Raw genomic sequence first — 26,787 nt, forward strand, 5'->3', positions numbered from 1 at the left:
ATTTTAAGTTTATTAACAGAAAGTATATCATAAACGCCTGTAAATATATACTATTTTTAGTGTATATTGCATTTTTGCGTATAGTAGCATATTGAAATAAAATTTACCACTCCTCTACATAAGGGACGAGGTCATCCTTGAAAAAAAGGGAGGCCATCTGATAGTATTAAAAATGCCTGAGGAGAGCGCAAAGGCAAGCTTGCTGCTAAGAGTTATAGCAAAAATGCTGGATTTTATTATTACAGCCGCAGCAGCCAAGACCATACCTCAGGTAGGGTATCTCGCCGGCCTCATCTATCTTCTCATTAGTGACGGCCTTTTTGACGGCAGGAGCATCGGGAAGAAGATATTGAAATTAAGGGTAATATCCCTTTCCACTGGCAGTTCGGGAACTTTCAGGGACTCTGTGCTGAGAAACACACCACTGATAGCGGCGCTCCTGCTTTACAAGATCCCTTTGGCCGGGTGGTTGTTTGCTGTTGCTATTTTAGCATTGGAGTTCCTCCTGATGCTGGGAAGCAAGGACGGCATGAGACTTGGAGACGATATAGCGAATACAAAGGTAGTAGAAGGCTGATAGCTCATGGCTGATGGCTCATAGCAAAAAATCATGAACTATGAGCTAAGATCAATGAGCTAATATGAGGAGGTTTAAGTGTTTTTTCAGAAGCTTTTGGGAATGTTTTCGAATGACCTTGCCATAGACCTTGGCACTGCAAATACCCTTGTCTATGTACATGGCAGGGGCATAATTTGCGATGAGCCATCGGTGGTTGTTCTAAGAACCGATAACAGAAAACCTGTTGCAGTCGGGATGGAGGCAAAGGAGATGCTGGGCAAAACCCCTTCAAACATAATTACCATAAGGCCTTTGAAGGACGGGGTTATTGCAGACTTCGATGCAACAGAGGAGATGCTGAAATATTTCATAACAAAGGCGCACAATAGAAAGAGTTTTGTATCGCCGAGGGTTATTATTGGGGTCCCGTCGGGCATAACACAGGTTGAGCGCCGTGCAGTCAAGGATGCAGCCCATTCATCGGGCGCAAGAGAGGTCTATCTCATAGAAGAACCAATGGCTGCTGCTGTTGGTGTCGGATTGCCTGTTGGCGAACCTTCAGGAAACATGATTGTGGATATCGGCGGCGGCACTACCGACGTGGCAGTCATATCCCTCGACGGCATCGTTTACAGCAAGGCTGTCCGTGTAGGCGGAGACAAAATGGATGAAGCGATAATTGCTTACATAAAACGCAAGTATAATCTCATGATTGGCGAGAGAACGGCCGAGCATATTAAAGTGGAGGTCGGTTCAGCATATCCAACGAGCAAAGTCGAACCGATAGAGGTGAAGGGAAGAGACCTTATTTCCGGAATTCCAAAGGCTATCAATGTCACAGAAGACGAGATAAGGGAGGCGCTCCAGGAAAGTGTTGGTCTGATACTTGACACGATCAAGGTTACCCTTGAAAACACCCCGCCCGAGCTTGCAGCAGATATTGTGGACAGGGGTATTGTCCTTGCCGGAGGAGGCGCACTGCTCAGGGGATTGGATATACTGATAAGGGAGCAAACAGGCGTGCCTGTTATAGTGCCCGATAATCCCTTAACCGCGGTTGTGATGGGGTGCGGCATGATGCTGGATAAACTGGAACTTCTCAGGAAGATAGCCATAGCTACTAATTAATGTCAAAGGGCAAAAAGAGAATCATCATCCTGTTCTTGCTTTCTCTGATTACCCTTATACTGATAACGTACCATCACAACAGAAGGCCTTCTGCGCTCTTCAGGATTTTATCCTACCCTTATGACGTCCTTAACAATTTCACTCTAAATGTTACCATGACATTCCGTGAACTCCGGGGCACATTTGAAGAAAACAAAAGTCTCAGAAAAGAGCTTACTGCTGCCCTCACCGAGAAACAGCGATATGCAGAGATGGTTCAGGAGAACAAGAGGCTCAAGGAGCTTCTGTCTTTAAAGGAGCACCTTCCCAATTATGTAACCACTGCAAAGGTGATAGGGCGTGGCTATGACAGATTGCTGCATACCATGATCCTCGATAAGGGCAAAAATAGCGGCATTAAAAAGGATATGTCTGTTATTACGCCAAAAGGCCTCGTGGGCAAGATATATGCAATAAAGGATAATTCTTCGGAGGTATTGCTCCTGAAAGACCCGAGCTTTTCTGTTGCCGTCAGGCTTCAGAACAGCAGGCACGAAGGAGTTATATCCGGCGTAGGCAAGCGGTACTGCATCCTCAAATATGTACCGCCGGAAGAGGATGTGGAAAAGGGTGAAGTGGCGGTTACCTCCGGGCTCGACGGTATTTTCCCTCCGGGGTTGCTCGTTGGTGTTGTGAGCAGCGTCAGGAAGGAAGGGATCGATTTTTTTCAGGATATAAAGGTCTTACCGTTTCAGTCTGATGCAAAAATAGAAGAAGTGGTTATTCTCAGCAAGTGATATGAACTATGCAAAGTGGGCATTTTTTATTTTTCTGACCTTCCTCATACAGACCCAGCTTTCCATTTTCCACAGACCGTTAAACCTCTCTATTGTACTCGTTTATTTCTTCAGCCTGAAGAGCCTTCCTCGAAGCCACAAGGCGGATGTTTATTTCGGAAGCAGGTCAGAGATAAAGAGCACGGTCTTCGGCGCCTTTGTCGGCCTGCTGGAAGACATCCTCTCGGGTTCGATCATAGGCCCTAATTTTTTCAGCAAGGGCTTAACCGGTTTTCTGGCCATTGTGGTCTTTACCGAGGTCGTCTTTAAATGGACACCCCTTTTGGGTGTGATAACCATTGTCGTCTTTACGATCCTCGATGGAGTTATTGTTGCAGGATCCCGGATTATCTTTACCGGTATAAACATAAGCATCCTCGATGCATTGCAGACAATCTTAATACAAACCGTTGCCAACATACCATTTGGTATAATATTGAAGCCGAGCAAATTCCGGCTGACGGATTGATATGATTCTAAAGAGAATACAATTAGGTTCTTACATCATTATCGGGATACTGCTGATCTTATGTTTCCGCCTCTGGCAACTCCAGATGCTTGATGGAGACAAATATAAAAGACTGTCCGAGGACAACAGGCTGAAGATATTGAAGACGCCTGCGCCGAGGGGTATTATATACGACAGGAACGGAACACCACTGGTGAAAAATATCCCGTTCTTCAGCGTTTCCATAACCACCGACAATTTCAGGGCCATAGACACGGATTCGCTCTCTGCAGTCCTCGGTTTAACCAAAAAAGAGGTCGAAGAAAAATTAACCAAAAAGGACAACAGCCCTTTTGTTCCTGTAAAGCTCAAACAGGGGCTGAGCTTTGGAGAGATAGCCCGCATCGAGGCAAGACGGTCCGATTTTCCTGGACTCTTCGTTGAAACAGAAGTCGGAAGGGAGTATCTCTTCGGCAAGGTCGGAGCGCACATCATAGGCTATCTCGGAAAAATAACCACTTCTCAATTAAATAACCCTGACCTAAGGCACTTTCCACTTGATGCATTGATAGGCCAGTGGGGCGTGGAGGCATTGTTCGACAACCAGCTGAGGGGAATACCTGGAGAGAGGATTATAGAGGTGGATGCACTCGGCAGGGAGCTGAGGATGATACAGGAAAAGCCTTCGGTTAAAGGAAGCGACGTTAAACTCAGCATCGATATAAATATCCAGAAGGCTGTAGAGGACGCATTTGGCAATAAGGCAGGCGCTCTTGTGGCAATAAAACCTGATTCAGGAGAGATACTCGCCCTCGAAAGCCTCCCATCCTTTGACCCGAACACATTCTCCATGGGCATAGCATATAATGACTGGAAGTCGCTCATGGAGGACAAAAAGAAGCCCATGCTCAACAGGGCGGTGCAGAGCCAGTATCCCCCTGGATCTACCTTCAAGATAATAACCGCCATAGCCGCCCTCGAAGAGGGAATTATAAGCCCTGATACAAAGATCAATTGCACAGGCGGTATAGGCTACGGGAGATGGACATTCGGGTGCTGGAAAAAGGGAGGACACGGTCCAGTGGATTTTCACAGGGCCATTGTGGAGTCATGCGATGTATATTTCTATGAAGTTGGAAGGAGGTTGGGAATAGACAAAATTTATAAATATGCAACGGCCTTTGGTCTCGGAAGGGAAACCGGTGTAGAGCTGATGCCTGTGAAGGAACGAAGGGGGCTCATTCCCAACACCGGATGGAAAAGAGAGAAAAAGCATCTGCCGTGGTATCTCGGAGATACCTATATCTCTGCCATTGGTCAGGGGTATGTTACGGCCACACCCATACAGATGGCGGCGATGATGGCAAGCTTTGCCAATGGTGGAAACTTATACAAGCCTTCCCTGATAAAAGGCAGGCAAGAATTATCAGGAACGGTGAAATTAAAACCGGAAACCATAGAGATGATAAAAAAGGCCCTCTCGGGCGTTGTTAATGAGCCCAACGGCACTGCTCAGGGGGCAAGGTCATCATTGGTTGTTATCGGTGGAAAAACAGGGACTGCTCAGGTGGTTGGAAAGAAAAAAGGACTGACAGGCGAACGGTTTATGGACCACGCCTGGTTTGTTGCATTCGCCCCTGTCGACAATCCTGAAATAGCCCTCTCTGTCTTTGTGGAGCACGGTGGAAGCGGCGGAGCAACTGCAGCGCCCATAGCAAAGAGGGCCATCGAGGCGTATATGAAAAGTAAAAATGGGCAAGAGGCTATAGGCAAGAGGCAATAGGCGATGTATTCAGAAATATTTCTCCCGGAGCCTATCGCCTATTGCCTGAATTAAACATATGCTGAAGATTGACAGAAGATTAATCAAGAACTTTGACTGGATAACTTTCTTATTGATCATAGGCCTATCCATGATAGGGATAATGACCATCTACAGCGCCACGAGGCCGCCCCTCGGGGTTGGAGAACATCCTGATTTTTATTTAAAGCAGGTATTATGGCTTCTTATAAGCACAGGAGTCCTGTTTGTCGTTGTATCCTTTGACTACATATGGCTTTACAGAATCTCCTACCCCTTATACGGCTTAGGGCTTCTCCTCCTTTTAATTGTCCTTTTCGGAGGAAGGACGAGCATGGGTGCTCAGAGGTGGTTAAGCATAGGCCCTATCTCATTTCAGCCCTCTGAATTTTTCAGGATATTCTTTATAATCGCCTTTTCCTCTTATCTGACAAACATGGGCAGAAATTCTGTTGATAAGATTTCCATGAAAAGCCTGTTCATGTTTGGCATACTGCCATTAATATTATTGATTAAACAGCCTGACCTTGGAACTGCAATCCTCCTTATGTCTTTATTTGTAGTCCTTTCCCTCTCAAAAGGGATAAGCAAAAAGATTATAACAGTGATAGTTATTATCGGGCTTATCTCTATTCCATTTCTCGGCCACATCTTCTGGGAAGGGCTTAAGGATTATCAAAAAAATCGCCTTGTCGCCTTCATTGACCCGGATGTAGATCCTGCGGGCATAGGCTATCATATCAATCAGTCAAAAATATCCGTAGGGTCCGGCGGTTTTTTTGGCAAGGGCTATTTAAAAGGAACTCAGGGGCCATTGAGGTTTTTACCGGAAAAGCATACGGATTTTATATTCTCGATTTTTGCAGAAGAGTGGGGCTTTGCAGGAAGCATCATGCTCCTTGGCATTTATCTGATGCTGTTTTTAAGGGGACTGGACACAGCCATGAGGGCAAAGGATGAATTCGGGAGACTGACTGCCATGGGGATAACCGCAATGTTTTTCGTATATTTCTGCGTGAATATAGGAATGACCCTCGGAATAATGCCTGTGGTAGGAGTACCGCTGCCCTTCGTGAGCTATGGAGGCACAGCGCTTTTAAGCAATTTCATAGCAGCAGGCATACTTATAAGCATCAGGACGAGGAGATTCGAGTTGTTCTATCCATAAGTTAATGAGCGCCCATATACTCATTCGCTGCCTTATGCTAAAATATGCATAAATTTTATTTGGAGGACATGAGATGAAAATAATAGAAGGCGAGCTTCAAGCAAAAGGTCTTAAGTTCGGTATCGTTGTAAGCAGGTTTAATGATTTCATTACATCAAGGCTCCTTGACGGCGCAATAGACGCCCTTGCAAGGCATGGTGCAAAGGAAGACGATATAGAAGTGGTAAGGGTGCCCGGGTCGTTTGAGATTCCCCTCGTTGCAAAAAAGATGGCATCAAAGGGCTTATATAATGCAGTCATATGTCTCGGCACAGTGATAAGAGGTGCAACACCGCATTTTGATTATGTTGCAGCAGAGGTTTCAAAGGGCATTGCGTCGGCATCCATGGAAACAGGCGTTCCAATAGCCTTTGGAGTGATAACATCTGATACTATTGAGCAGGCTATTGAAAGGGCAGGAACAAAGGCAGGCAATAAGGGATGGGATGCTGCAATCACAGCCATAGAAATGGCACAGGTACTAAAGAAGTTATGAGTCATAAATTAAGAGTTATGAGTAAATTATGAAACGGAGAAAGGCACGGGAATATGCACTACAGTTTTTGTACAGAATCGACTTTATAAAGGTATCCACAGGAAATAACAACAGGGCAAAAAATCTTTCCGGGATAAAAAATAACCTCGAAGTATTCTGGGCAGATACGGATGAAAAAGACTCTGATACAAAGGCCTTTGCAGAGGACATAATCTCAGGGACTATTGAAAACCTTAAGGAAATAGACCCATTAATTCAAAAAGTGGCAAAGAAGTGGAAGATATCGAGGATGGCAAGCATTGACAGAAATATATTGAGATTTGCCACATATGAGCTATTATTCAGGAAAGACATCCCTAATGCCGTAACTATCAATGAGGCACTTGAGATCGCAAAAAAATATTCCACATCAGAATCTGCAGCATTTATCAACGGCATCCTCGACAAGATAGCAAAAGAATATTGCCAGAAATGAGATATGCTGTAATCTCAGATGTCCACGGAAATATCGAGGCACTCAAGTCTGTTTTAAAAGACATTAAAAAGAAAAAAATAACGGATATCCTCTTCCTTGGAGATGCTGTTGGCTACGGCCCGGATCCTGATGAATGCATTGCAATCTTGAACTCTGAATGCAAAATCCTTCTTGCAGGAAACCATGACTGGGCAGTGCTCGGGCTGACAGATATCGATTTTTTTAATCCATATGCAAAGGCAGCCATTTTGTGGACAAAGGAAAAAATCAGCAAGGAAAATCTATCCATACTAAAGACGTTTTTAATCTCAAAAGAAATAGAAAATAAAAAGATATTGCTCGTGCATTCAACACCCAAAGAGCCTAAAGAATGGCACTATCTCTTAACCCTATGGGATGCAGAGGTTAACTTTCATTACTTCGACAATAAAATATGCCTCTTAGGCCACAGCCACCAGCCATTTATAATCGAGAGGATGCCTTCAGGCGAGATGCTTACATACAGAAACGAAGCGAAAATCGGAGAGACAGAGAGATACATCATCAATGTCGGAAGCGTAGGACAGCCGAGGGATGGAGACCCGAGGGCATGTTATGCAATCATTGATGATATATCCGTGAAACTTTATCGTGTAGAGTATGACATAGAAAAAACACAGGGCAAAATGCGGATGTACGGGCTGCCATTTCCACTAATAGAGAGGTTGGAAAGAGGGGTTTGATTTTATCCTGTTACAGCTATGACCTCTTCAAAGGTAGTGACACCTTCCAGCATCTTTCTGATCGCAACCTGCCTCAGATTAATCAGACCATCCGCCCTTACAATTTCGTACAACTTATGCAATTCAACCGTATCGGACATTACAGTCCTTAGCTTATCTGTGAATTCCATTACCTCAAAGATTCCTGTCCTGCCTCTGTAGCCGGTTCCCCTGCATTCAAGACAGCCTTCGCCAAAAAATACCCTGTACTCTTTTGGGCCAAGCTTCAGATGCTCCACTTCTTCCTCTGTAAGGGCCCTCTCCTTTTTGCAGAACGGGCATATCTTTCTTATAAGTCTCTGTGCAACTATTCCTATTAAAGTGGATGATATCAAAAAAGAAGGCACGCCGAGGTCAAGGAGTCTTGTAATGGAGGATGGTGCATCATTGGTATGCAATGTGGAAAGGACGAGGTGTCCTGTTAAGGCAGCCTGAACAGCACTCTCTGCAGTCTCTTTATCCCTTATCTCTCCAACCATTATAATATCCGGGTCCTGACGCAGTATTGTCCTGAGCACCTTTGCAAAGGTTACGCCAATTCCAGACTGCACACCCACCTGATTGAATTCCTCCACAACCATTTCTATGGGGTCTTCTATGGTAACGATGTTCACGTCAGGTGAAGAGAGGGTTTTCAATGTGGAATAGAGTGTGGTAGTCTTTCCGCTTCCAGTGGGGCCTGTAACGAGTATAATGCCGTTGGGTTTTCTTATGAAGGCATTGTACAACTGGTATTCCCTCGGATAAAAACCGATTTGATCGAGGTCCTGCATGAGTATGTCGGGATCGAATATCCTTATGACCACCTTTTCGCCGAATGCAACAGGCAGGGTGGAGACCCTCAGCTCTATATCCTTCCCTTTGTGGCTCGTCTTGATCCTTCCGTCCTGGGGTCTTCTCTTTTCCGCTATGTCTATCCTCGACAGGGTCTTTATCCTCGACACTATAGGCGGATGAAGGGATCTGGGGATGGTGTGGATGTAATGCAATGCCCCGTCTATCCTGAACCTGACAAATGACTTCTCCCTTTTCGGTTCGACGTGGATGTCGCTTGCCCTCTGCTCAAAGGCATAATGAAGGAGGTAATCCACTGCATTGACGATATGCTTGTCTGTTGCATCCACCTCGCCGGGCAGTTTCAATTTAAAATACTGTTCGAGGTTGCCCAGTTCAATGCCTGTCTTCATCTCTGCTTCTGCTGCGCTGAGCGATGCATGGAATCCGAAAAACTCCCTCACGATCTTCATTATGTCTGTTTTAGAACTGAGGACAGGCCTTATCTTCAGACCCTTTGTCTTTTGAAGACTCTCTACGACCTCGAGGTTGAACGGGTCGGCAACCGCCATAATTACAGAGCCGTTCTCATCCTCTATCGGGATAATAAGATGCCTTAATGCAAACAGGCGTGGGACATATTTTGTTACCACATCGAGATCGAGTTTCAGGGGGTCAATCTTTTTATACTCCATGCCGACTTCATCTGCAACGGCCTCTGTAATAATATCTTCGGTGAGCAATCTCCCGTCTTTGCCGGGCATTTCGATATTGAATGATGCTATGGCCTCTGCCGGAGAGACAAAATAGGGGATCCTGTGCAGTCTCCTCGAGTAGGTCGCCTCCTGATACCTTTGCAGGCGCTCCCTCTGTTTTTCTCCTTTCAGGATTATGTCATTAAACTGCTCCGCTGAAACCAGGCCTCTCTTGAGAAGGGCGCCTGCTGCGAATTCTATGGTGAGTGTGTTTTTGGCTTTCATCTTGACCTGATTAAGTTTATCACAGATTCAGAGGTTATTTTCAAAGCAGCATTTTGGAAAGGAGTTCAAGGAATTTTTCAAGTGAGCCGTGGAGGATTCGAACCTCCGACCCGCTGATTAAGAGTCAGCTGCTCTACCAACTGAGCTAACGGCCCACAAATATCAGATAGTTACAATACAAAAAACATTCTTTAATCGTCAAGTTTTCAGTTGCCAAAAAAGAGATTCTTACATTATCATTTCATATCCTAATTCTAAGGAGTTTGACATGCAAAAACTTATAAAACCATTAGTCCAGAAGAATGATACAAAGATAATCTTTGTCGTGCTTGACGGTGTAGGAGGACTTCCAATCAACGGCAAGACAGAGCTTGAAGCAGCCAACACGCCAAATCTTGATGCACTTGCAAGGGAATCTGCATGCGGATTGCATGTACCTGTTGCTTATGGTGTTACTCCCGGAAGCGGACCCGGACACCTCGGAATTTTTGGGTATGACCCTATAGAATTCCAGATTGGAAGGGGAATATTAGAGGCACTCGGTCTTGGACTTGAGGTTAGAAAAACCGATGTGGCTGTAAGATGCAACTACGCAACAATTAAGGACGGGGTCATCGTTGACAGACGTGCCGGCAGGATACCAACGGAGCAGAATAGAAAGCTCACAGAGAAATTGCAGGATGAGATAAAAATAATCGATGATGTAGAACTTATATTTGCCCCGGGTATGGAGCACAGATTTGCCGTACTGTTCAGATTCCCGAATGACCTTGAGCCTGATGCGGGGATGCTTCCAGATACAGATCCGCAGAAAGAAGGAAAGGCTCCGCTGCCTGCTACACCTCTGTCAAAAAGCGCAGAGAAGGTGGCAAAGGTTGCCGAGAAGTTGATAAACAAAGTGCAAGAGATGCTTAAAACTGAAGAAAAAGCGAATTTTATTCTAACGAGGGGATTTGCTCAAATGCCCCATATTCCAACATTCGAAGAGGCATTCGGATTAAAGTCCCTTGCCATTGCAACATATCCGATGTACAGAGGCCTTGCAAGGCTTGTAGGAATGGATACTCCTGCAATTGAAGGAAGCGTTGAAGATGAGATTAAATTTTTAAAACAAAAATACAATGATTATGATTTTTTCTTTGTGCATGTAAAAAAGATTGACTCATACGGCGAAGACGGGAATTTTGAAGGAAAGGCAGCAAGGATTGAGGAATTCGACAAACTCCTGCCCCAGATACTTGAACTAAAACCTGATGTGCTTATGATTACAGGAGACCACTCAACACCTGCATTATTGAAGAGCCATAGCTGGCATCCTGTGCCTGTCCTGTTAAAATCTCCTTATGTACTTGGCGGTTTGTGTTCAGCATTCTCCGAGCGTGAATGCACAAAAGGCGAGCTCGGCATATTCCCGGCAGTGAATCTAATTCCTCTGGCACTCGCAAATTCAATGAGGCTGAAGAAGTTCGGGGCATGATAGACACGCATTGTCATTTAGAAATGAAGCCCTATGATCCCGACCGTGAAGATGTAATTAGAAGGGCAAGGGAAGCAGGATTAGAGGCAATCATAACCATCGGCTCTGATTTTGAAGGATGCAAGGGCGCTGTAGAGCTTGCAGAAAAGTATGATTTCATTTATGCCACTGTGGGCATCCATCCGCATGATGCAAAGGACTTCTCAGAAGAGATATTCGATCAGATAAAGAGATGGGCAGCAAACAGAAGTCAGAAGTCAGAAGTCAGAAGTCAGAAGAACAAAAATTCTAAGGTTGTTGCCATCGGCGAAATCGGCCTTGATTACCACTACGACCATTCGCCGAGGGATATTCAGAAAGATGTATTCAAAAAACAGCTTTATTATGCAAAGGAAGTAAACCTTCCTGTTATTATCCACAGCAGAGAGGCAAAAAAAGATACCCTTAAAATCCTTGAGGAATCAGGTGTTACAAAGGGCGTGATGCACTGCTTCTCAGGGGACATGGAGATGGCAGAAAGGGTGATGAGCTTGGGTTTTTATATATCCATTGCAGGGCCTGTGACATTTAAAAACGCAGATAGATTAAGGGAAATAGCAAAGGCAATCCCTGACGACTACCTGCTTGTCGAAACGGATGCTCCTTATCTGACGCCCGAGCCTTTGAGAGGCAAAAGAAACGAGCCTGCATTTGTTGTTCATACAGCAAGATTCATAGCTGAATTGAGAGACATATCCATTGAAGATATAGACAGGATTACGACTTTAAACGCAAAAAGGCTCTTCGGCATTGGTAAGATGCCGGAGGCTGAAATCGCCTATAAGATAAGAGACAGCCTTTATTTGAATATAACCAACAGGTGCACAAGCAAATGCACTTTCTGCGTAAAGTTTCATACGGATTTTGTAAAAGGGCATAAACTCAGGCTTGAGCATGAGCCTGCAGAAGAAGAACTAAAGAATGCCATTGGAGACCCCACGAAATATAAAGAGATAGTCTTTTGCGGGTATGGAGAACCTTTGCTGAGACTCGATGCAGTAAAATCCGTTGCCTCATGGGTAAAGGAAAAAGGCGGGAAGGTAAGGATCAATACAAACGGTCATGGAAGTCTGATTCATAAAAAAAACATCCTTCCTGAATTGCAGGGACTTGTGGACTCAATATCAATAAGCCTCGATGCACAGGATGAGGAGACCTATAACCGCATATGCAGGCCTGCGTTTAAAAACGCATTTAATGAAGTCGTGAATTTTATAAAAGAGGCAAAGAAATATATTCCGGATGTAACAGCAACCGTCGTTACATCCGAAGGCGTTGATATTGATAAATGCAAAGAGATTACAGATTCCCTCGGAGTGAAACTAAGGGTTAGAAAACTGGATGTTGTCGGTTAAGATTGCCAGAATATTTTTTATCTCAATTTCTCCCTGCTCGCTTTTTTTCAGATTCTTCCATTGAATTTTTCCTGACTTTAATTCGTTCTCGCCGATTATGAATACAAATTCAGCGCCTATCCTGTCTGCCTTTCTCAATTGGCTTTTCAGGGATGCGCCTCCGTAATTAGGCTCGACCCAAAATCCTGCTGTCCTTATATCTTCAGCAATCTTAAACCCTTCTATCTCAGCCTCTCTGCCCATAGTTGCAATAAAGACCTTTGGCGCTGGATGTTCTTCTGTCCAGTTTTCTTTTAATAAGGTCACGATTCTTTCCATTCCCAGAGCAAAACCTATTGCAGGCATTTGCGGGCCGCCGAATTCCTCAACAAGTTTGTCATACCTTCCACCTGCTGCCACTGCCTTTTGTGCGCCAAGGTGTTCGCTCGTTACCTCAAAGGCTGTCCTTGTGTAGTAATCAAGCCCCCTCACCAGATTTGGATTCAATGTATATCGTACATTGAGCGACTGCAGCCTTGATGTTAGCTCATCAAAATGTTCCCTGCATTCGCTGCATAAATGGTCTGTAACAACCGGTGCGCCCTGTCTAAGCTCAATGCATCTTTCGACCTTGCAGTCAAGGATGCGCAATGGATTCAGTTCATACCTCCTCTGGCAGTCAGGACAGAGATCTGATAATCTGCTCCTGAAAAAGTCCAAAAGCGCATTCCTGTAGTCAGGCCTGCATTTATCGCATCCAATTGAGTTAAGCTCGAAATTCACTTCTTTCAAGCCTATCCCTTCAAGGAGATTCCTGAGCATAGCAATAATCTCTGCATCCATTGACGGCTGGGAAACGCCAAACGCCTCGACGCCTATCTGATAAAACTGTCTGAATCTGCCTTTTTGAGGTCTTTCATATCTGAACATCGGGCCGGAATAAAAGAATTTCTGGGGTGAAGAAAGATTATAAAGATGATGCTCCACATAACACCTCACAGCAGGCGCTGTGCCTTCGGGTCTCATGGTGATGCTCCTGCCTGCCTTGTCGGGAAAGGTGTACATCTCTTTTTCGACAATATCCGTTGTTTCTCCGATGCTCCTGATAAATATGTCCGTGGATTCTATGATGGGGATTCTTATTTCCTGAAATCCGTATTTCCGGAATATCTCCAGTGCTGTAGACTCCACCTTCTGCCAGATATAGATATCAGGGGGCAGGATATCCTGAATGCCCTTGAGGGCACTATACTTCACCTGATTCTTCCCCCTCCCTTTCCTTGTCGAATTCGAGCATCTTGAGATGGCTGTCTATGAGCCGCTTTATCTCCTCTTTGAAATGGCGTCTGATCCCCTTGAGGTCAACAATGTCTTCGTGTATCTTGACCACCTTTTTCTGCGCCTCTTTAATCATAGTGTCTGCCTTGAGCTCTGCCTCTTTCAGGATAAGCTCTGCTTCCTTCCTTGCATTCGTCTTGTAATCTTCCACCATCTGCTGTGCAGTCATCAGGGTTTCGCGGAGGGTGACTTCCATATTTTTGTATTCCTGAAGTTGGCTGTCTGCCCTGTTGAGCTGTTCTTTTAAAGATGCATTCTCCCTGAGGAGTTCCTCAAGCTCTTCCCTTATCAATTCAAGGAAAGAATATACCTCGTCGACATCGAATCCCCTGAGTCTCATGGGGAACTGCTTTTGCTGGATATCAAGCGGTGTTATTCTCATATTACAGCCCTTCCTTTTATTTTATAGCCCAGTTCTATCAAAGAACTTATGAGAAATTTCTGGATAAATATAATAGCAAGAATTACTACGAGAGGAGAAATGTCTATGGGGCCGAGCCTCCCGCCGATGAGCCTTCTTATTGGCCTTAAAACAGGCTCTGTTACCGAGTAGAGGAATCTCACTATCGGATTATATGGGTCGGGATTAACCCAGCTTATGATCGCAGAGATTATAACAACCCACTGGTATACCTCAAGGACAATATCGAGGATCTTCGCAACTGCTAAAACAAAATTGCCGAATATAAACATCACTCCCTCCTCATTTCAAACTTTAGCCAGCTCTTCTGCCCGCTTCTTGGCTGCATACAGTGCATCATATACTATATCTTTAAAGCCCTTTTCTTCAAATACCCCCAGCCCTGCTGCTGTTGTGCCTCCCGGAGATGTTACCATTTCTCTGAGCTTCTCAGGAGGCATTCCTGTATCGAGAAGCCTTGCAGTGCCTATGAGTGTCTGTATTGCGAGTTCTGATGCATTGTCCCTGCTTAGTCCCATCTTTTCACCTGCCGCTATCACTGCCTCTGTAAATAGTGCCACAAATGCAGGACCGCTGCCTGACACTGCTGTTACTGCATCCATGTATTTTTCGGGGAGGGTAAGCACCTTGCCCACAGACATAAATATGTCCCTCACGATTGCAATGTCCCTGTCGGAAAAGCACTCGCATAAAGACATTACAGACATGCCCTCCTGCATGATAGCAGGCGTATTAGGCATAACACGGATGAGCTTTTTGGTTTTCAGTTTTGATTGTAAATATGAAAGAGTTATCCCTGCTGCTATCGATACCACTGTCTTTTCCTCTGTTATTAAATCTGCTATCTCATCAAGAACTGCTGCCATGTTCTGTGGTTTAACGGCAAGGATGATAATATTGCATGAAGATGCAACCTCTTTATTTGATTCTGTTGTTTTTATTCCATATGTCTGCTGGAGATATTTCCTCCTGTCTTCCCTGGGTTCTGATACTAAAATATCTCTCCTGACTCCTGACTCTTGACTCTTGACTCCTTTTATAATGGCCTCTGCCATATTCCCGCCGCCAATGAAACCTATCATTTATTTGCTCCTTTCTTCTCCTTAGTCCGGCAAACCCATTTCATCAAAGACCTGTTGTACCAATGTATCTGCCTGTTTGTGGTCATGGGTTCTGCTGAAGAAGGCTTCAAAGAGTTTTGCCTTCAGGTCTTTTAAATATCGCTCATAATCATCAACAGCCTTTATGACAACAGATGCCTGCTTTGGAATCTTTATGAGAAAACTATTAGGCTTTTGGGCATAGATAATAAACTTTGCTTCTTCCAAATTCGCTGCATCATATTTAAAACCGCTATCCGATACAACTTCCTGCTGCCCTATAAAATATGAGCCGAGTTTTAATGGTTCATTAGGGACTGAGATTTCCTTTGCGTCTTTAAGATATTTTGAGTCAACGAATTCTTCAGGAAACTTCTTCACTCCGTCTGGAATTATTTCTTCAATTAACTGCTCTTTAAGTTTTTCAATGTCTCTTTTGGTCTTTACCTGTTTTACTTTTTTACGTGATTTTGCTAAATCAATCCTTTCCCTTACCATCTCTGTAAGTCCGTCATATAAGGGTTTCAGATATTTTTTAGGGTCAAGCCCAAGCGCCTCAAGCACAGCACTATCAAGCGCCTGCCTGTCTTTCATCTTTACTTCTTCAAAGATGGGTTTGATCGGACGAGCGAGGAGGGTATTAAAAGCTTTCAATATTTTTTCTTTTTGTTTAGTAGTAATTTTCCCTGCATTAGGAACTAAGAGATTATTTATATCAGGACCGTAGAATGTTAGTAAGCCCTCGCCGAGGTTCAAACGTCCCAAAAGTTCTACTCCTAAGAAAGTTATACTTGAATTTAAAAGAGCAGTATTTATTTCAGCGTCTTTCCTATCGTGAAATACACCTTCAAAAGCAACGTCACCAATCAAAGATTTTGATTTATTTACTGGAAAGTAAAACCTTTCATTTATGAACCGATTAACTACAAAATGCCCTGGCTTCCTTTCGCCTATCCCATACCAATAAGTCCTTCCTTGAACTGAAGGAACTTCTGGAAATGGTATTCCTTCTTTTTTATGCCCTCGCCCACCTTTTGTTTTCTGTTTTTCGCCCCATTCAATATAGCTTAGGACTCCTATTTTCTTTGCTTTTTTAAGTTCTTTTTTGTCTGCGTTGCAGTAAAGAACCGAGAATTCAATTTTTTTAGGATTAATTTCTATAGATTCGATTTCTTTAGGAGAAGTAACTAAGGGAAGAAGAAATTCTTTTTCTATACCCCAATGTGTGATTTTTTCATCTGTTAGATAAAAAAATTCATTAATCCCTGTTTTTAATCCAAACCTTATGTCTGCCACTTCTTTCAAGGGCACAAGCTTATCCCTACACTTCTCCAATATCTCAAAATAAATCTCAGGCCCTCTGAGGTATTGCCCCCATTTGAGTGTCTTGCCAGCTTCTTCTACTTTCTCAAGAAGTTCTTTTTGTTTTAGAACTCTTATTCTGAAATTGTCATCTTCATAAGTTTTATGACCACTCAAAGTATTTATAAATTTAGTGCCTTTAAGCTTATAATGCTCAGAACCTGTATTTTCTATTGAATGTATCAACCTATCAAGACCTAACCACCGCTGCATCGGGAGCTTTATATCCCACGGAATAAGCTCTTTAAGCCGTCTTTTAATCTTTACGAATTTAACATTGTTATCGTTTCTCTGTTTTTCATCTTTGCATCGTTCAAGGACTGTAACAATTGTATTAATAGCAGCGTCTTCAAACCACGGCTCACAGCGGGATTCAAGAATAGCGACTATTTTGAAGTTTTTAAGGAAGAATCTCTGAAGCTCATAGCCATAGGCAACATCAAGCCATGAATTGGATGTAACAATTCCCATCCTTCCTTTATCTTTAAGATGTTTTGCAGTATGGAAAAATAGATAAGCATAAATATCTGCCTGACCTGAAAGCTTTAACTTTCCATCATCAAATAATTCGGGATAGTCTGCTCTCCAGTCATAAAACAGAACTTTCTCAAGCGTACCTTTATACCCTTTAATCCTTTTCTCAATGAGTTCCTGTCTGATGTAGGGGAAATTGCCTACAATGGCATCGAACTGTGGTATCGTTTCATCAATCATAAAATCAGGCCCGCCTGTTGGTTTTGGAGGCGGGAATTTAAATGTATCACCTGTTTTGACTTCAAAAAAATCTTTTGCTATGACTCGAGGGAAATTTGCATAATCCTCTATGTTCTGCCTGTAAAGGTTAATTGTTGCAAGTTCGGCAGGGAAATGGGCGATGTCAATTCCCCATATTTGAGAAAGTAATTTTTTATGGTCTTTCTCTCCTGCATTTCTAATCCTGTCATAAGCCCTGATAAGAAAAGTCCCTGTCCCGCAGGTCGGGTCTAGTACCTTATCCGATACTGACCTGACGCAGAATGCAGTTATCAGATCTGCGAGTTCTTCATTTGTAAAATATTGACCTAATAAATGTCTTTCTTCAGGAGGTATGAGTTTTTCAAAGACATTTCCAACAACATCCTGCGGCATGTGCGAAAAGTTGTATCTGTTCAGGTTATCAAGAAGATTTACCAGGGGTTCAATGCCGCCTTGAGGGAAAGGGACTTTATCAGGAAAGTCTTCTTCAAATACCGCTTGATAGTCTATCTGCCTTGCAATCTCAAAATATTCTTTCAGTTTTTTGTCAACTTTTTCAGGGTTGATTCCATGCAAATCGAGCTTTGGAATATCCGAGCGGAACCGGCGTAATGTTAAATAAAAGAGTATCTTCCCGAAAAGCCTGTAGATAATCTGTCTCGATACTGTTTCAAAGAATGCCTCTCCTGCCTCATAAGTAGCAATACCCTGTTTTACAGCCCAGTTAAAAAGCTCATTTTTGAACGCTGTGCTTTTTCCTATTTCTGTTATTAATGACTTATGTATGTGAGGCCAGAGGGTCTTTACTGCCTCTGAGAGTTCGTGAACAAAGAATGTCGAATCCACATCAATAAGGTGAAGATGTCCTTCTCTATAAAGAGTTGAAAGGTCGTTTAATATCTCTTTTGCCCTTGCTTTAAGAAGCTCCTGCTTAGACGCAACCCAGAGGTCGTCAGGATTTGTTATCTGAGAGATTGGCGCATAGGTCTTTAATCTATGGACTCTTGATACCTCTTCTGTCCAATTTGGTGTCCTCCAGATGACGGCATCTCTCATGTCCCATGTAACAAAATAATCGGCATGCATCGCCCTTGCTTTCTCGGCGGCATTATCGAGGAGTTCTTGATTATCAACAGGGGTTGCAGGAGTTTTTAATTCCCATCCGCAAAAACCCTGATGAGCTTTTCTGCTAAGCCATATCTGCACATCGGGGAATTTTGTTTTCTTTTCTGAAACTTTTATAGAAGGGTCTGATGAAGCAACTTCAAAGGGATAAGAACCGTCTTTAAAAAATTCATTGAGCCAAGATATTACCTGGCTCATGAATTCTCTTTCGTTTGATTTAATGTCAGCCATCGCTGTATTTAAGCCACTGCCTTCTCTTTTACTATCGACAAATCAATCAGGTCGAGCGGATTCCTTGTTGTCCTCTTTCCTGTATCGAGTATCTCGATGGCAACAATTCTTCCGTCCTTTGAATAATCAATTATCACACCATCAAGCTCAACCGACTCTACGATAGCCTCATCAGTTATAAACTCAATATTTAAGAGGTCATGTCCTGGGTCATATTCTATTTTCATTTATTGTCCCTCTTTCCAGTAACGACTTGTTTGCGCTGTAATATAAGCCGTTACTACAATATATATTTCTTCCGTCTCTTCATAAATAACTCTTAAAAGATATTCCTTATTATCTATGAAAAGCTTTTGTGTGCAACTTTTCTGCCCCCGTAGCCATCTACTACCTGCACTGGATTCATAACAGCATCTTCTATCCACTCTTTATTAATTCCTCTTCTATCTGCCTTTCTTTGAGCAATAGGAATAATTTCAATCCTTTTCATCGTCTTACAATACCTTCTCTTTACTCCTTTCCCCGAATATTGCCGTCCCTATCCTCACCATTGTTGCTCCTTCTTCTATCGCCACTTCAAAGTCATTTGACATGCCCATGGAAAGTTCAGGGAGTTTGAATTCCTGTTTTTCTGCCTTCTCTCTTAGTTCGCGCAATTTCCTAAAATACGGCCTTGCCTTTTCCGCGTCTTCAAAGAATGGAGGCATTGTCATTAAACCTTCGAGCCTTAAATTATTAAGTCTTTTTATTTTTTCGAGCATGGGTATCAATTCCTCTTCAGACACCCCGTGCTTTGTCTCCTCTTCAGATAATTTTACCTGAACAAGCACCCTTTGTATCTTTCCTATCTTTTCTGCCTGTTTGTTTAGCTCTTCTGCAAGCTCGACCGAATCAACAGTATGGATTAAATCAAATAATTGCACTGCATATTTTGCCTTGTTCTTTTGCAGATATCCTATCAAATGCCACTCAATCCGTGAATTTAAGATTTGAGATTTCAAATTTGAAATCTTATCCCTCGCCTCCTGAACTCTGTTCTCGCCGAATATCCTCAACCCTGCATCTATTGCATCTTTTATGGTTCCTATTCCAACTGTCTTTGTAACAGCAATAAGCTTTACTTCATCAGGGCTTCTGCCTGCACGCATTGCAGCATGGCTTATCTTTTTGAGTATGTTTGATGCGTTCTCTATAAGCATTTGTAGTTATATTATTATACTATGTTATTATTTGGTATGTTTAAAAAACTCACCTACAATCTTTCCCTTAACAGAAAACTCTTATTCATGATGCTCTTTCTCAGCTTTATCCTGATTTCGGTGCTCATGTTCCTTTACTCGCAGTCAGAGCAGGCCCTTTTCAGGGAGCTGGAAAGACAGACAATGGAGCTTACGAAGGCTATACAGGTAGGTGTTGAAGAGGTCACGGCATCAGGTGCTACTGATGAGGCAAGGCTTTCAAAATATCTGAAAGAACTCAATGCAAAGGGTATTAAAGAGATATCCATAATAAGCAATGCGGACGAGATAGTAGCAAGCAGTAATATTGCAAAGGTAGGCCAGCCTATTACCCACAAGAGAAAGGAGCTTATCATCAAGGCAGAATTGGGAGAGCCGATCTCCGATGAAGGCAGCACATATAATGTAATACTTCCTGTTGTTGCGGAAAATACGCAGTACGGTTATATTCATTTAAAGATAAATAAGGACGACTTCTCGCAGATCCTCAGAATAAATGCACTGAAGAGGATTGCTGCTACCCTTTTTGTCTTCGGAATAGGCATCGTTATGGCATTCATTCTTTCCAGGCGATACACGCAGCCAATCCAGAATGTGGTTGATGCAGCCATGAGGGTCGCAGCCGGAGACCTCAATCAGAATATACCTGTACAGAGCAAGGATGAGATCGGGCAGCTCTCGGAAAGCTTTAATTTCATGGTGCAAAAGCTGCAAGAAAGCCGCACACTGGAAGAAAAACTGAGAGAGGCCGAACATCTTTCGGGATTGGGACATCTTTCGAGGAATATGGCCCATGAGATCAGAAATCCCCTGAATTTTATCAGCCTGAGCGTTGACCATATAGGCGAAAAATACCCGCCGAAAGATGAAGGGGATAGAAAGAGGTTTGACAGTCTCATAAGCGGCATAAAACAGGAGGTACACAGGCTCAATAAGCTGGTGAACGATTTTCTCGATTACAGCAGGCCGATTAAGCTCAACCTTCACAAAGTGATGGCCTCACATCTCCTCGAAAATGTTATGGCACTTATCTGGGCAAAGGCAGAGGCAGACAGGATAAGTATTATCAAAGATTACTCCGCTGATGTGGAGATCAATGTGGACACAGACCTCTTTAAATCATGCATATTGAATACCATCGCCAATGCATTCCATGCAATGGAGACATCGCAAGAAAAGACGCTTACAATCAAAACAGAAATTGCCGGCAAAGAGTTTGTTTTATCCATAAAAGACAGCGGTATCGGCGTATCGCAAGAAAACCTTTCAAGGATATTTGAGCCGTTTTTTTCTACAAAACAAAACGGCCTCGGCCTCGGATTGCCCATGACAATAAGGGTCATGGAGGAACATGGTGGAAGGGTTGAGTTCGACAGCACCGAAGGCAAAGGCAGCGAGGTAAAATTGATCCTTCCATTATCACGGGGTTGAAAATCGGAGATTGGAAATTTAAAATTTTTAATTTGTATTTTTCAATTTAAAATGGAGCGAAGCGACTAATGTCCGTAATAATCGTAATCGACGACGAACATCGCCAGAGGGACATCCTGCAAACCATACTTGAAGGAGAAGGGTACGAAGTCCATACAGCTCCCTCTGCAGAAGATGGGATCAAACTTATAAAAGCCTTAAATCCCGATGTGGTTATAACAGACCTTAAGATGGGGGGCATGAGCGGCATGCAGCTCATGGATGCCATCCCGGATGATTTAATCAAGCCTGCAGTTATCATCATGACAGCTTACGGCACCATATCCTCGGCAGTGGAGGCAATAAAAAAAGGGGCATTCGACTATCTCACAAAGCCGCTCGAAAAGGATGTAATCGTCTTGACTGTTAAAAAGGCTACCGAGAGAATGAAGTTATTAAAAGAGAATATCCGGTTGCAGGATGCACTCTTTGGAAAATTCAAGATAGAGGGAATTGTCGGCGAATCAAAAAGCATGAAGGCAGTCATGGAAATAGTCAGAAAGGTAACCCCAACCTCCGTAACCGTATTGATACAGGGAGAAAGCGGTACGGGGAAGGAGCTAATAGCAAGGGCAATACACTATAACAGCCCGAGAAAGACGTGTCCATTTACTGCCATCAATTGCGCGGCCATACCGGAAAACCTCATCGAAAGCGAGCTGTTCGGCTATGAGCCCGGGGCATTCACCGGCGCCACACGTAGAAAAATAGGGATCTTCGAATCAACGGATAAAGGAACCCTTTTCCTTGACGAAATAGGTGATTTACCGCCTCTGATGCAGACCAAGATATTAAGGGTCCTGCAGGATAAAGAGATCAGGAGGATAGGCGGAAAGGACAGCATAAAGGTCGATGTCAGGATAATAGCAGCAACCAATAAGGATCTCGAAAGAGAGGTAGTAAAAGGCGGTTTCAGGGAAGACTTATACTACAGGCTTAAAGTGGTAACAATAGGCCTCCCTCCTTTGAGAGACAGAAAGGAGGACGTCCAATCACTTGTAAAATTCTTTATTGACAAGTACAACAATGAATTCGGCAAGAGGATAAAGGGAATAAGCGATAGCTCAATAAAGGCGCTTATGGATTACCACTGGCCCGGCAATATCAGGCAACTGGAATCCGTTATCGAAAGGGCTGTTTTAATGAGCGATACCGACATGATAAATCTCGATGACATTAAGGGCGAATTGCGGCTTCCAACCGACAGGGGCATTCTGGACATAGAGATCCCTGATGAGGGCATCAATTTTGAGGAACTGGAAAAGGAATTAATCAAGAAGGCAATGACCAAGGCAAATAATGTGGCAGCAAAAGCAGCCCGTTTGCTCGGCATGAGCTATAAAACATTCTGGTACAGACTCGAAAAGTTCAATATATCCTCAAAAGAGGATATGCCTCCCCAAAAGAAGAATTAAATCCAAAACCTCCACATATAATCTCACTGACAAATAAGGTTTTTTAATGTTTACTGAATTTGGCATATAAATTGTATAATCGGGTCTGCCAAAGATTGGGGAATTCTTAAAAAAGGGAGGTGATTAAATAATGAAGAAGGTCATAGCATTGGTTGTAGCACTTCTTTTTGCTTTCGCAATGACAACAGTTGCATTCGCAGCAGAGAAGCCGGCAGCCGACAAGGCAGCTCCAAAGGCTGAGGAGAAGAAGGCTGACGAGAAGAAAGAAGTGAAGAAAGAAGAAAAGAAAGAAGAAAAGAAAGACAAGAAGAAAACGAAAGAAGAGAAAAAGGAAGAGAAGAAATAATTGCTTCTCCGATAAAGGGCGGGTGATACACAACCTGCCCTTTGTTTGTATTACAAACTGTTGAGGAGGTTTTTAATGAAGAAGGTATTTTCAATTGTGCTTTCGATTCTCCTTGTTCTTTCCATTGCAGGCGTAGCTGTCGCAAAGGAGAAGGTGAAGGTAAAACATATTACAGGCGATGTCGCAGCAGTGGATGCAGCAGCCAAATCCCTGACAGTAAAAGGCAAAAGGGCCGAGGTCGTTATTTCAACCGATGAAAAGACCGTGGTAAAAGCAGAGAAAGAGAAAAAATCCCTTTCCGATGTAAAGGTTGGCGATAAGGTGACCGTGAAGTACTCTGAAGTGGAGGGGAAAAATATTGCGAAAAGCATTGAGATAAAGCCCGCAAAGACAGAGAAAAAAGGCGCAGAACCTGCAAAGCCTGCTGAACCTGCAAGGCCGGCAAAGAAATAAACCGAAATAAATACAGGATAAAAGGGGCGGTAATAAAATGCCGTCCCTTTTTATTTCCAAGCCTATTCTGTTTTTGACCTTTTGCTGGTTTCTGCGATAAAATACGTGCCAAAAATTCCTCATTGCTTTAAAGGAGGCTTCATAATGATTAAGATCGAATTGGCAGACCGCGTGAAAAGCCTGCCGCCATACCTCTTTGCAGCCATTGACAGGATGAAGCAGGATGCCCTTTCAAAGGGTGTTGATGTTATAGACCTGAGCATCGGAGACCCTGATATTCCTACGCCTCAGCATATAGTTGACGCCATGAAAAAGGCGGTTGATAAGCCGGCACACCACCGCTATCCGTCATATGAAGGTATGATCTCTTACAGGGAAGCCGTGGCAAACTGGTACAGGCAGAGATTTAATGTGTCCCTTGACCCAAAAACAGAAGTGTTATCCCTCATTGGCTCTAAAGAAGGCATTGGACACATTCCCCTTGCCTTTGTAAATCCGGGTGATGTTGTCCTTGTCCCAACTCCCGGCTATCCGGTTTATCCTGTAGGGACATTGTTTGCAGGAGGAGAGTCCTGCATAATGCCTCTTACGGAAGAAAACGGCTTTTTGCCTGATTTCAAGGCGATCCCTGAAGATAAACTGAAAAGGGCAAAATTGATGTTTTTGAATTATCCAAATAATCCTACTGCTGCTGTGGCCCCGGAAGGCTTTTTTAAAGAGGCTATAGAGTTTGCTGTGAGATACAATATAATCATATGCCATGATGCAGCATACTCAGAAATGTACTACGACAATGAAAAGCCAATGAGCTTTCTCAATGTGGAAGGCGCAAAAGATGTGGGGATAGAGTTTCATTCATTGTCCAAGACATACAACATGACCGGCTGGAGGATCGGCTTTGCCGTTGGCAACAGAGATGTGATTTTTGGCCTGGGCAAGATTAAAACCAATCTTGATTCAGGCGTGTTTCAGGCGATTCAGGAGGCATCCATAATCGCACTCCAGACCGAGGATGCAGTATTATCAAGGATAAGAAATATCTATCAAGACCGCAGGGACGCACTTTATGAAGGGCTCAAAGGGCTCGGTATCCAGATTAATAAGCCAAAGGCAACATTTTATCTATGGGCAAAGGTTCCAAAGGGCTTTGACTCAACAACATTCGTTGCCCATCTCCTCGAAAAGGCAGGCGTGCTCGGAACACCCGGAGTAGGCTTCGGTGCACCTGGAGAGGGATATATACGGTTTGCCCTTACCCAGCCTGTTGAGAGGATAAGAGAGGCTGTGGAGAGGGTTAAAAAGGTATTATAATTGGCTATAATTTATATCGGCATTGGTTCGAATACGGGAGACAGACAGGCTCATTGCAGGAATGCAATAGAAAGATTGAAGGATAAAGGCATTGTCATAAAAAAAGCGTCTTCTATGTACGAGACAAAACCTTGGGGATTAGAGGAACAGCCCGATTTTATAAACATGGCTGTGGAGGCAGAGACAGGGCTTTCACCAGAGGAATTACTGAAGGCGCTAAAGGAAGTGGAAAAAGAAATGGGCAGGAAAGAGACCGTCAGGTGGGGGCCGCGTATCATCGACCTTGACATCCTGTTTTATGATGATATAGTAATTAACATGGAACATCTTCGTATACCGCATCCTCTCCTCCACAAAAGGGATTTTGTTCTGCTTCCCCTTTCTGAGATCGCACCTGACAAAATACACCCTGTGTTGAAAAAAAATATCAGACAGATCAAGGAGGAATTGTACAGTGCTTAAGACCCTGAACATAAAAAGCAAGGCAAAGACCGAATTCATCGATATTACAGATGATATCCATGAGGCGATTAAGGAATCGGGGGTAAAGAGCGGGATTTGTTATATATATGCGCCACACACAACAGCGGGCATTACCATCAACGAAGGTGCAGACCCATCAGTGAAAAGGGACATCCTTACAACCCTTAACAGGCTTATCCCTTTCGAGGGTGATTACCAGCACATGGAGGGTAACTCCCCTGCCCATATAAAAGCGACCCTCGTGGGTGTATCGAAATTTGTTGCGATAGAAGATAGCAAGGCGCTCCTCGGCACGTGGCAGTCAGTGTATTTTTGCGAATTTGACGGGCCAAGGCACAGAAGGGTTATTGTCAAGATAGTCTAAAAGACAAACTACAAATCCGAATCTCGAAATTCGAATTCGAATTTAGGATTTCGAATTTATATTTTATTTGTGTCTAAAGAGAAAAAAACAGAGATCGATTTTCTCAGATCAGAGGTTAAACGGCTCAGAGAAGCCTTAAATGAATTAACGCCTTCTTTATCAGCCCTTCTTAAAAGGCGGGGATTCAGGATCTATAAGAAGGAGCCTTCCGATGACCTTTTAATACCTGAAAAAAAATTCATTGACGGATATTATAGAATGCTCAAGCGGTATTCCTTCAGGCTCTTCTTGCGGGATGTAATCAAGCACCAGCCGTTATTTATGCTTCAACAGGTGACAAGGTATGCAACAAAAGAGGTTACAGGCGAATATATAAACTATCTTGTCAAAACAGGTCTTGTTGCAAGAACAGAAAACACCTTTTATAAACTTAAAAAAGGCCCTATCAAGAGTTTTGGAGAAACCCTCGAGTGGTTTGTTGCAGAGATATTCAAGAGGGAATTTGTCTCGGAGGCCGTGTGGGGAGTAAAGATGAAACGACCGGGTATAGGCGGCGATTACGACCTCCTCGCAAAGATAGACGGCTCAATCCTTTACATGGAGATAAAGTCCTCGCCTCCAAAGCAGGTATACCAAAAAGAGGTTTCTGCCTTTTTAGACAGGGTTTATGACCTCATGCCGGAGATAGCCATATTCTTCATGGATACGGAATTAAGGATGAAGGACAAGATGGTCCCCATGTTCGAGGATGAGTTGAAGCTCAGGTTTTCAGAGCCTCCAGAAGTTATCAGGATGGAGCGTGAGCTTTTCGAGATACAGACAGAGAGGCCGAAGATATTTATAATAAATGCAAAGGATAGTATAATAAACAATATTGAAAAGGTTCTGATTCGATATTTTAGGCGATGTCTTTAGAGAGGACATAGTATTTCCGCTCATTCTCGAAAGGCATCCAAGCCTTTCTCCGAGGCTACGCCAGCCCGCTTAGACATCCATGGTCACGCTTGGGCTGCCGAAGCCGCTACAGTACTATATCCTCTCTATTATATAAGGAGTCAACTATAAAGAATTCTCCTTAACACGGAAACAAGTTTTATGAGA

28 protein-coding genes and 1 tRNA gene are annotated in these 26,787 nt (G+C 43.4%); 19 read left to right on the top strand and 10 right to left on the bottom strand.

What is annotated here, in order from left to right; genetic code table 11:
* Positions 1-172 precede the first annotated feature (172 nt).
* The 9 genes from V7L97_RS03685 (at position 173) to V7L97_RS03725 (ending at position 7,651) form a co-directional block, all read left to right on the top strand.
* Complete coding sequence (locus V7L97_RS03685) at positions 173-577, top strand: RDD family protein (protein WP_333653481.1); 405 nt, start codon at positions 173-175, stop codon at positions 575-577.
* Between the two features lie 102 nt (positions 578-679).
* Positions 680-1,687: a rod shape-determining protein gene (locus V7L97_RS03690; protein WP_333653516.1), complete on the top strand. Its 1,008-nt coding sequence runs from the start codon at positions 680-682 to the stop codon at positions 1,685-1,687.
* Positions 1,687-2,463 (top strand): rod shape-determining protein MreC, encoded by a 777-nt coding sequence (gene mreC, locus V7L97_RS03695; protein ID WP_333653483.1) that lies wholly within the window; start codon positions 1,687-1,689, stop codon positions 2,461-2,463. Before V7L97_RS03690 ends, mreC begins: the two co-directional genes overlap by 1 nt.
* Before the next feature lies 1 nt (position 2,464).
* Complete coding sequence (locus V7L97_RS03700) at positions 2,465-2,971, top strand: hypothetical protein (RefSeq protein WP_333653484.1); 507 nt, start codon at positions 2,465-2,467, stop codon at positions 2,969-2,971.
* A gap of 1 nt (position 2,972) precedes the next feature.
* Entirely contained in the window at positions 2,973-4,733 is a 1,761-nt protein-coding gene (mrdA, locus tag V7L97_RS03705; RefSeq protein WP_333653485.1) for a penicillin-binding protein 2, read from the top strand.
* A gap of 58 nt (positions 4,734-4,791) precedes the next feature.
* Positions 4,792-5,919, top strand: a complete 1,128-nt coding sequence (gene rodA, locus V7L97_RS03710; RefSeq protein ID WP_333653486.1) for a rod shape-determining protein RodA — start codon at positions 4,792-4,794, stop codon at positions 5,917-5,919.
* A gap of 73 nt (positions 5,920-5,992) precedes the next feature.
* Positions 5,993-6,454 (top strand): 6,7-dimethyl-8-ribityllumazine synthase, encoded by a 462-nt coding sequence (gene ribH, locus V7L97_RS03715; protein WP_333653487.1) that lies wholly within the window; start codon positions 5,993-5,995, stop codon positions 6,452-6,454.
* 28 nt (positions 6,455-6,482) lie between these two features.
* Positions 6,483-6,929, top strand: a complete 447-nt coding sequence (nusB, locus tag V7L97_RS03720) for a transcription antitermination factor NusB (RefSeq protein ID WP_333653488.1) — start codon at positions 6,483-6,485, stop codon at positions 6,927-6,929.
* A complete protein-coding gene (locus V7L97_RS03725) occupies positions 6,926-7,651 on the top strand; it encodes a metallophosphoesterase family protein (RefSeq protein WP_333653489.1) in 726 nt (241 codons plus the stop codon). Before nusB ends, V7L97_RS03725 begins: the two co-directional genes overlap by 4 nt.
* Positions 7,652-7,653: 2 nt before the next feature.
* Here the strand turns inward: V7L97_RS03725 and V7L97_RS03730 are convergent, their stop codons facing one another.
* Both V7L97_RS03730 and V7L97_RS03735 read right to left on the bottom strand, forming a co-directional pair.
* Entirely contained in the window at positions 7,654-9,444 is a 1,791-nt protein-coding gene (locus tag V7L97_RS03730; RefSeq protein WP_333653490.1) for a GspE/PulE family protein, read from the bottom strand.
* Positions 9,445-9,526: 82 nt separating this feature from the next.
* Positions 9,527-9,599, bottom strand: a tRNA-Lys gene (locus tag V7L97_RS03735).
* Positions 9,600-9,712: 113 nt separating this feature from the next.
* On the opposite strand from V7L97_RS03735, the gene V7L97_RS03740 reads away from it, so the two are divergent.
* Together V7L97_RS03740 and V7L97_RS03745 are read left to right on the top strand one after the other, a co-directional pair.
* Positions 9,713-10,921: a 2,3-bisphosphoglycerate-independent phosphoglycerate mutase gene (locus V7L97_RS03740; RefSeq protein WP_333653491.1), complete on the top strand. Its 1,209-nt coding sequence runs from the start codon at positions 9,713-9,715 to the stop codon at positions 10,919-10,921.
* The gene (locus V7L97_RS03745) at positions 10,918-12,315 is read left to right on the top strand and encodes a YchF/TatD family DNA exonuclease (protein WP_333653492.1); all 1,398 of its coding nucleotides are present in this window, start codon (positions 10,918-10,920) and stop codon (positions 12,313-12,315) included. Before V7L97_RS03740 ends, V7L97_RS03745 begins: the two co-directional genes overlap by 4 nt.
* Here V7L97_RS03745 and hisS read toward each other — a convergent pair.
* The 8 genes from hisS to V7L97_RS03785 all read right to left on the bottom strand — a co-directional run bounded on the left by hisS (position 12,283) and on the right by V7L97_RS03785 (position 19,805).
* Positions 12,283-13,551 carry a histidine--tRNA ligase gene (hisS, locus tag V7L97_RS03750; RefSeq protein WP_333653493.1) on the bottom strand — a complete coding sequence of 423 codons (1,269 nt, stop codon included), beginning with the start codon at positions 13,549-13,551 and terminating at the stop codon, positions 12,283-12,285. The genes V7L97_RS03745 and hisS overlap by 33 nt on opposite strands.
* Positions 13,541-14,014, bottom strand: coding sequence for a DivIVA domain-containing protein (locus V7L97_RS03755; RefSeq protein ID WP_333653494.1), 474 nt, complete (start codon positions 14,012-14,014; stop codon positions 13,541-13,543). Before V7L97_RS03755 ends, hisS begins: the two co-directional genes overlap by 11 nt.
* The gene (locus V7L97_RS03760; RefSeq protein WP_333653495.1) at positions 14,011-14,325 is read right to left on the bottom strand and encodes a YggT family protein; all 315 of its coding nucleotides are present in this window, start codon (positions 14,323-14,325) and stop codon (positions 14,011-14,013) included. The genes V7L97_RS03755 and V7L97_RS03760 overlap by 4 nt, the downstream gene beginning before the upstream one ends.
* A gap of 15 nt (positions 14,326-14,340) precedes the next feature.
* Entirely contained in the window at positions 14,341-15,135 is a 795-nt protein-coding gene (proC, locus tag V7L97_RS03765; RefSeq protein ID WP_333653496.1) for a pyrroline-5-carboxylate reductase, read from the bottom strand.
* A gap of 21 nt (positions 15,136-15,156) precedes the next feature.
* Complete coding sequence (locus V7L97_RS03770) at positions 15,157-17,826, bottom strand: HsdM family class I SAM-dependent methyltransferase (protein ID WP_333653497.1); 2,670 nt, start codon at positions 17,824-17,826, stop codon at positions 15,157-15,159.
* Positions 17,827-18,614: 788 nt separating this feature from the next.
* On the bottom strand, positions 18,615-18,833 hold the full coding sequence (locus tag V7L97_RS03775; RefSeq protein ID WP_333653498.1) for a DUF2283 domain-containing protein: 219 nt from the start codon (positions 18,831-18,833) through the stop codon (positions 18,615-18,617).
* A gap of 113 nt (positions 18,834-18,946) precedes the next feature.
* Positions 18,947-19,096 (bottom strand): hypothetical protein, encoded by a 150-nt coding sequence (locus V7L97_RS03780; protein ID WP_333653499.1) that lies wholly within the window; start codon positions 19,094-19,096, stop codon positions 18,947-18,949.
* Positions 19,097-19,100: 4 nt separating this feature from the next.
* Complete coding sequence (locus V7L97_RS03785; RefSeq protein ID WP_333653501.1) at positions 19,101-19,805, bottom strand: YggS family pyridoxal phosphate-dependent enzyme; 705 nt, start codon at positions 19,803-19,805, stop codon at positions 19,101-19,103.
* Positions 19,806-19,826: 21 nt separating this feature from the next.
* On the opposite strand from V7L97_RS03785, the gene V7L97_RS03790 reads away from it, so the two are divergent.
* The 8 genes from V7L97_RS03790 (at position 19,827) to V7L97_RS03825 (ending at position 26,601) form a co-directional block, all read left to right on the top strand.
* Entirely contained in the window at positions 19,827-21,275 is a 1,449-nt protein-coding gene (locus V7L97_RS03790; RefSeq protein WP_333653502.1) for a sensor histidine kinase, read from the top strand.
* Between the two features lie 68 nt (positions 21,276-21,343).
* Positions 21,344-22,729, top strand: a complete 1,386-nt coding sequence (locus V7L97_RS03795) for a sigma-54-dependent transcriptional regulator (protein WP_333653504.1) — start codon at positions 21,344-21,346, stop codon at positions 22,727-22,729.
* Positions 22,730-22,859: 130 nt separating this feature from the next.
* Complete coding sequence (locus tag V7L97_RS03800; protein WP_333653505.1) at positions 22,860-23,075, top strand: hypothetical protein; 216 nt, start codon at positions 22,860-22,862, stop codon at positions 23,073-23,075.
* A gap of 75 nt (positions 23,076-23,150) precedes the next feature.
* Positions 23,151-23,528 (top strand): hypothetical protein, encoded by a 378-nt coding sequence (locus tag V7L97_RS03805; RefSeq protein WP_333653506.1) that lies wholly within the window; start codon positions 23,151-23,153, stop codon positions 23,526-23,528.
* A gap of 144 nt (positions 23,529-23,672) precedes the next feature.
* Positions 23,673-24,839: an LL-diaminopimelate aminotransferase gene (locus tag V7L97_RS03810; protein WP_333653508.1), complete on the top strand. Its 1,167-nt coding sequence runs from the start codon at positions 23,673-23,675 to the stop codon at positions 24,837-24,839.
* Entirely contained in the window at positions 24,840-25,301 is a 462-nt protein-coding gene (gene folK / locus V7L97_RS03815; RefSeq protein WP_333653510.1) for a 2-amino-4-hydroxy-6-hydroxymethyldihydropteridine diphosphokinase, read from the top strand.
* Positions 25,294-25,686: a secondary thiamine-phosphate synthase enzyme YjbQ gene (locus V7L97_RS03820; protein WP_333653512.1), complete on the top strand. Its 393-nt coding sequence runs from the start codon at positions 25,294-25,296 to the stop codon at positions 25,684-25,686. Before folK ends, V7L97_RS03820 begins: the two co-directional genes overlap by 8 nt.
* 69 nt (positions 25,687-25,755) lie before the next feature.
* A complete protein-coding gene (locus V7L97_RS03825; protein WP_333653514.1) occupies positions 25,756-26,601 on the top strand; it encodes a hypothetical protein in 846 nt (281 codons plus the stop codon).
* The last annotated feature ends 186 nt before the right edge of the window (positions 26,602-26,787 follow it).

The organism is Dissulfurispira sp. (genome assembly GCF_036745535.1).
Classification (GTDB): domain Bacteria; phylum Nitrospirota; class Thermodesulfovibrionia; order Thermodesulfovibrionales; family Dissulfurispiraceae; genus Dissulfurispira.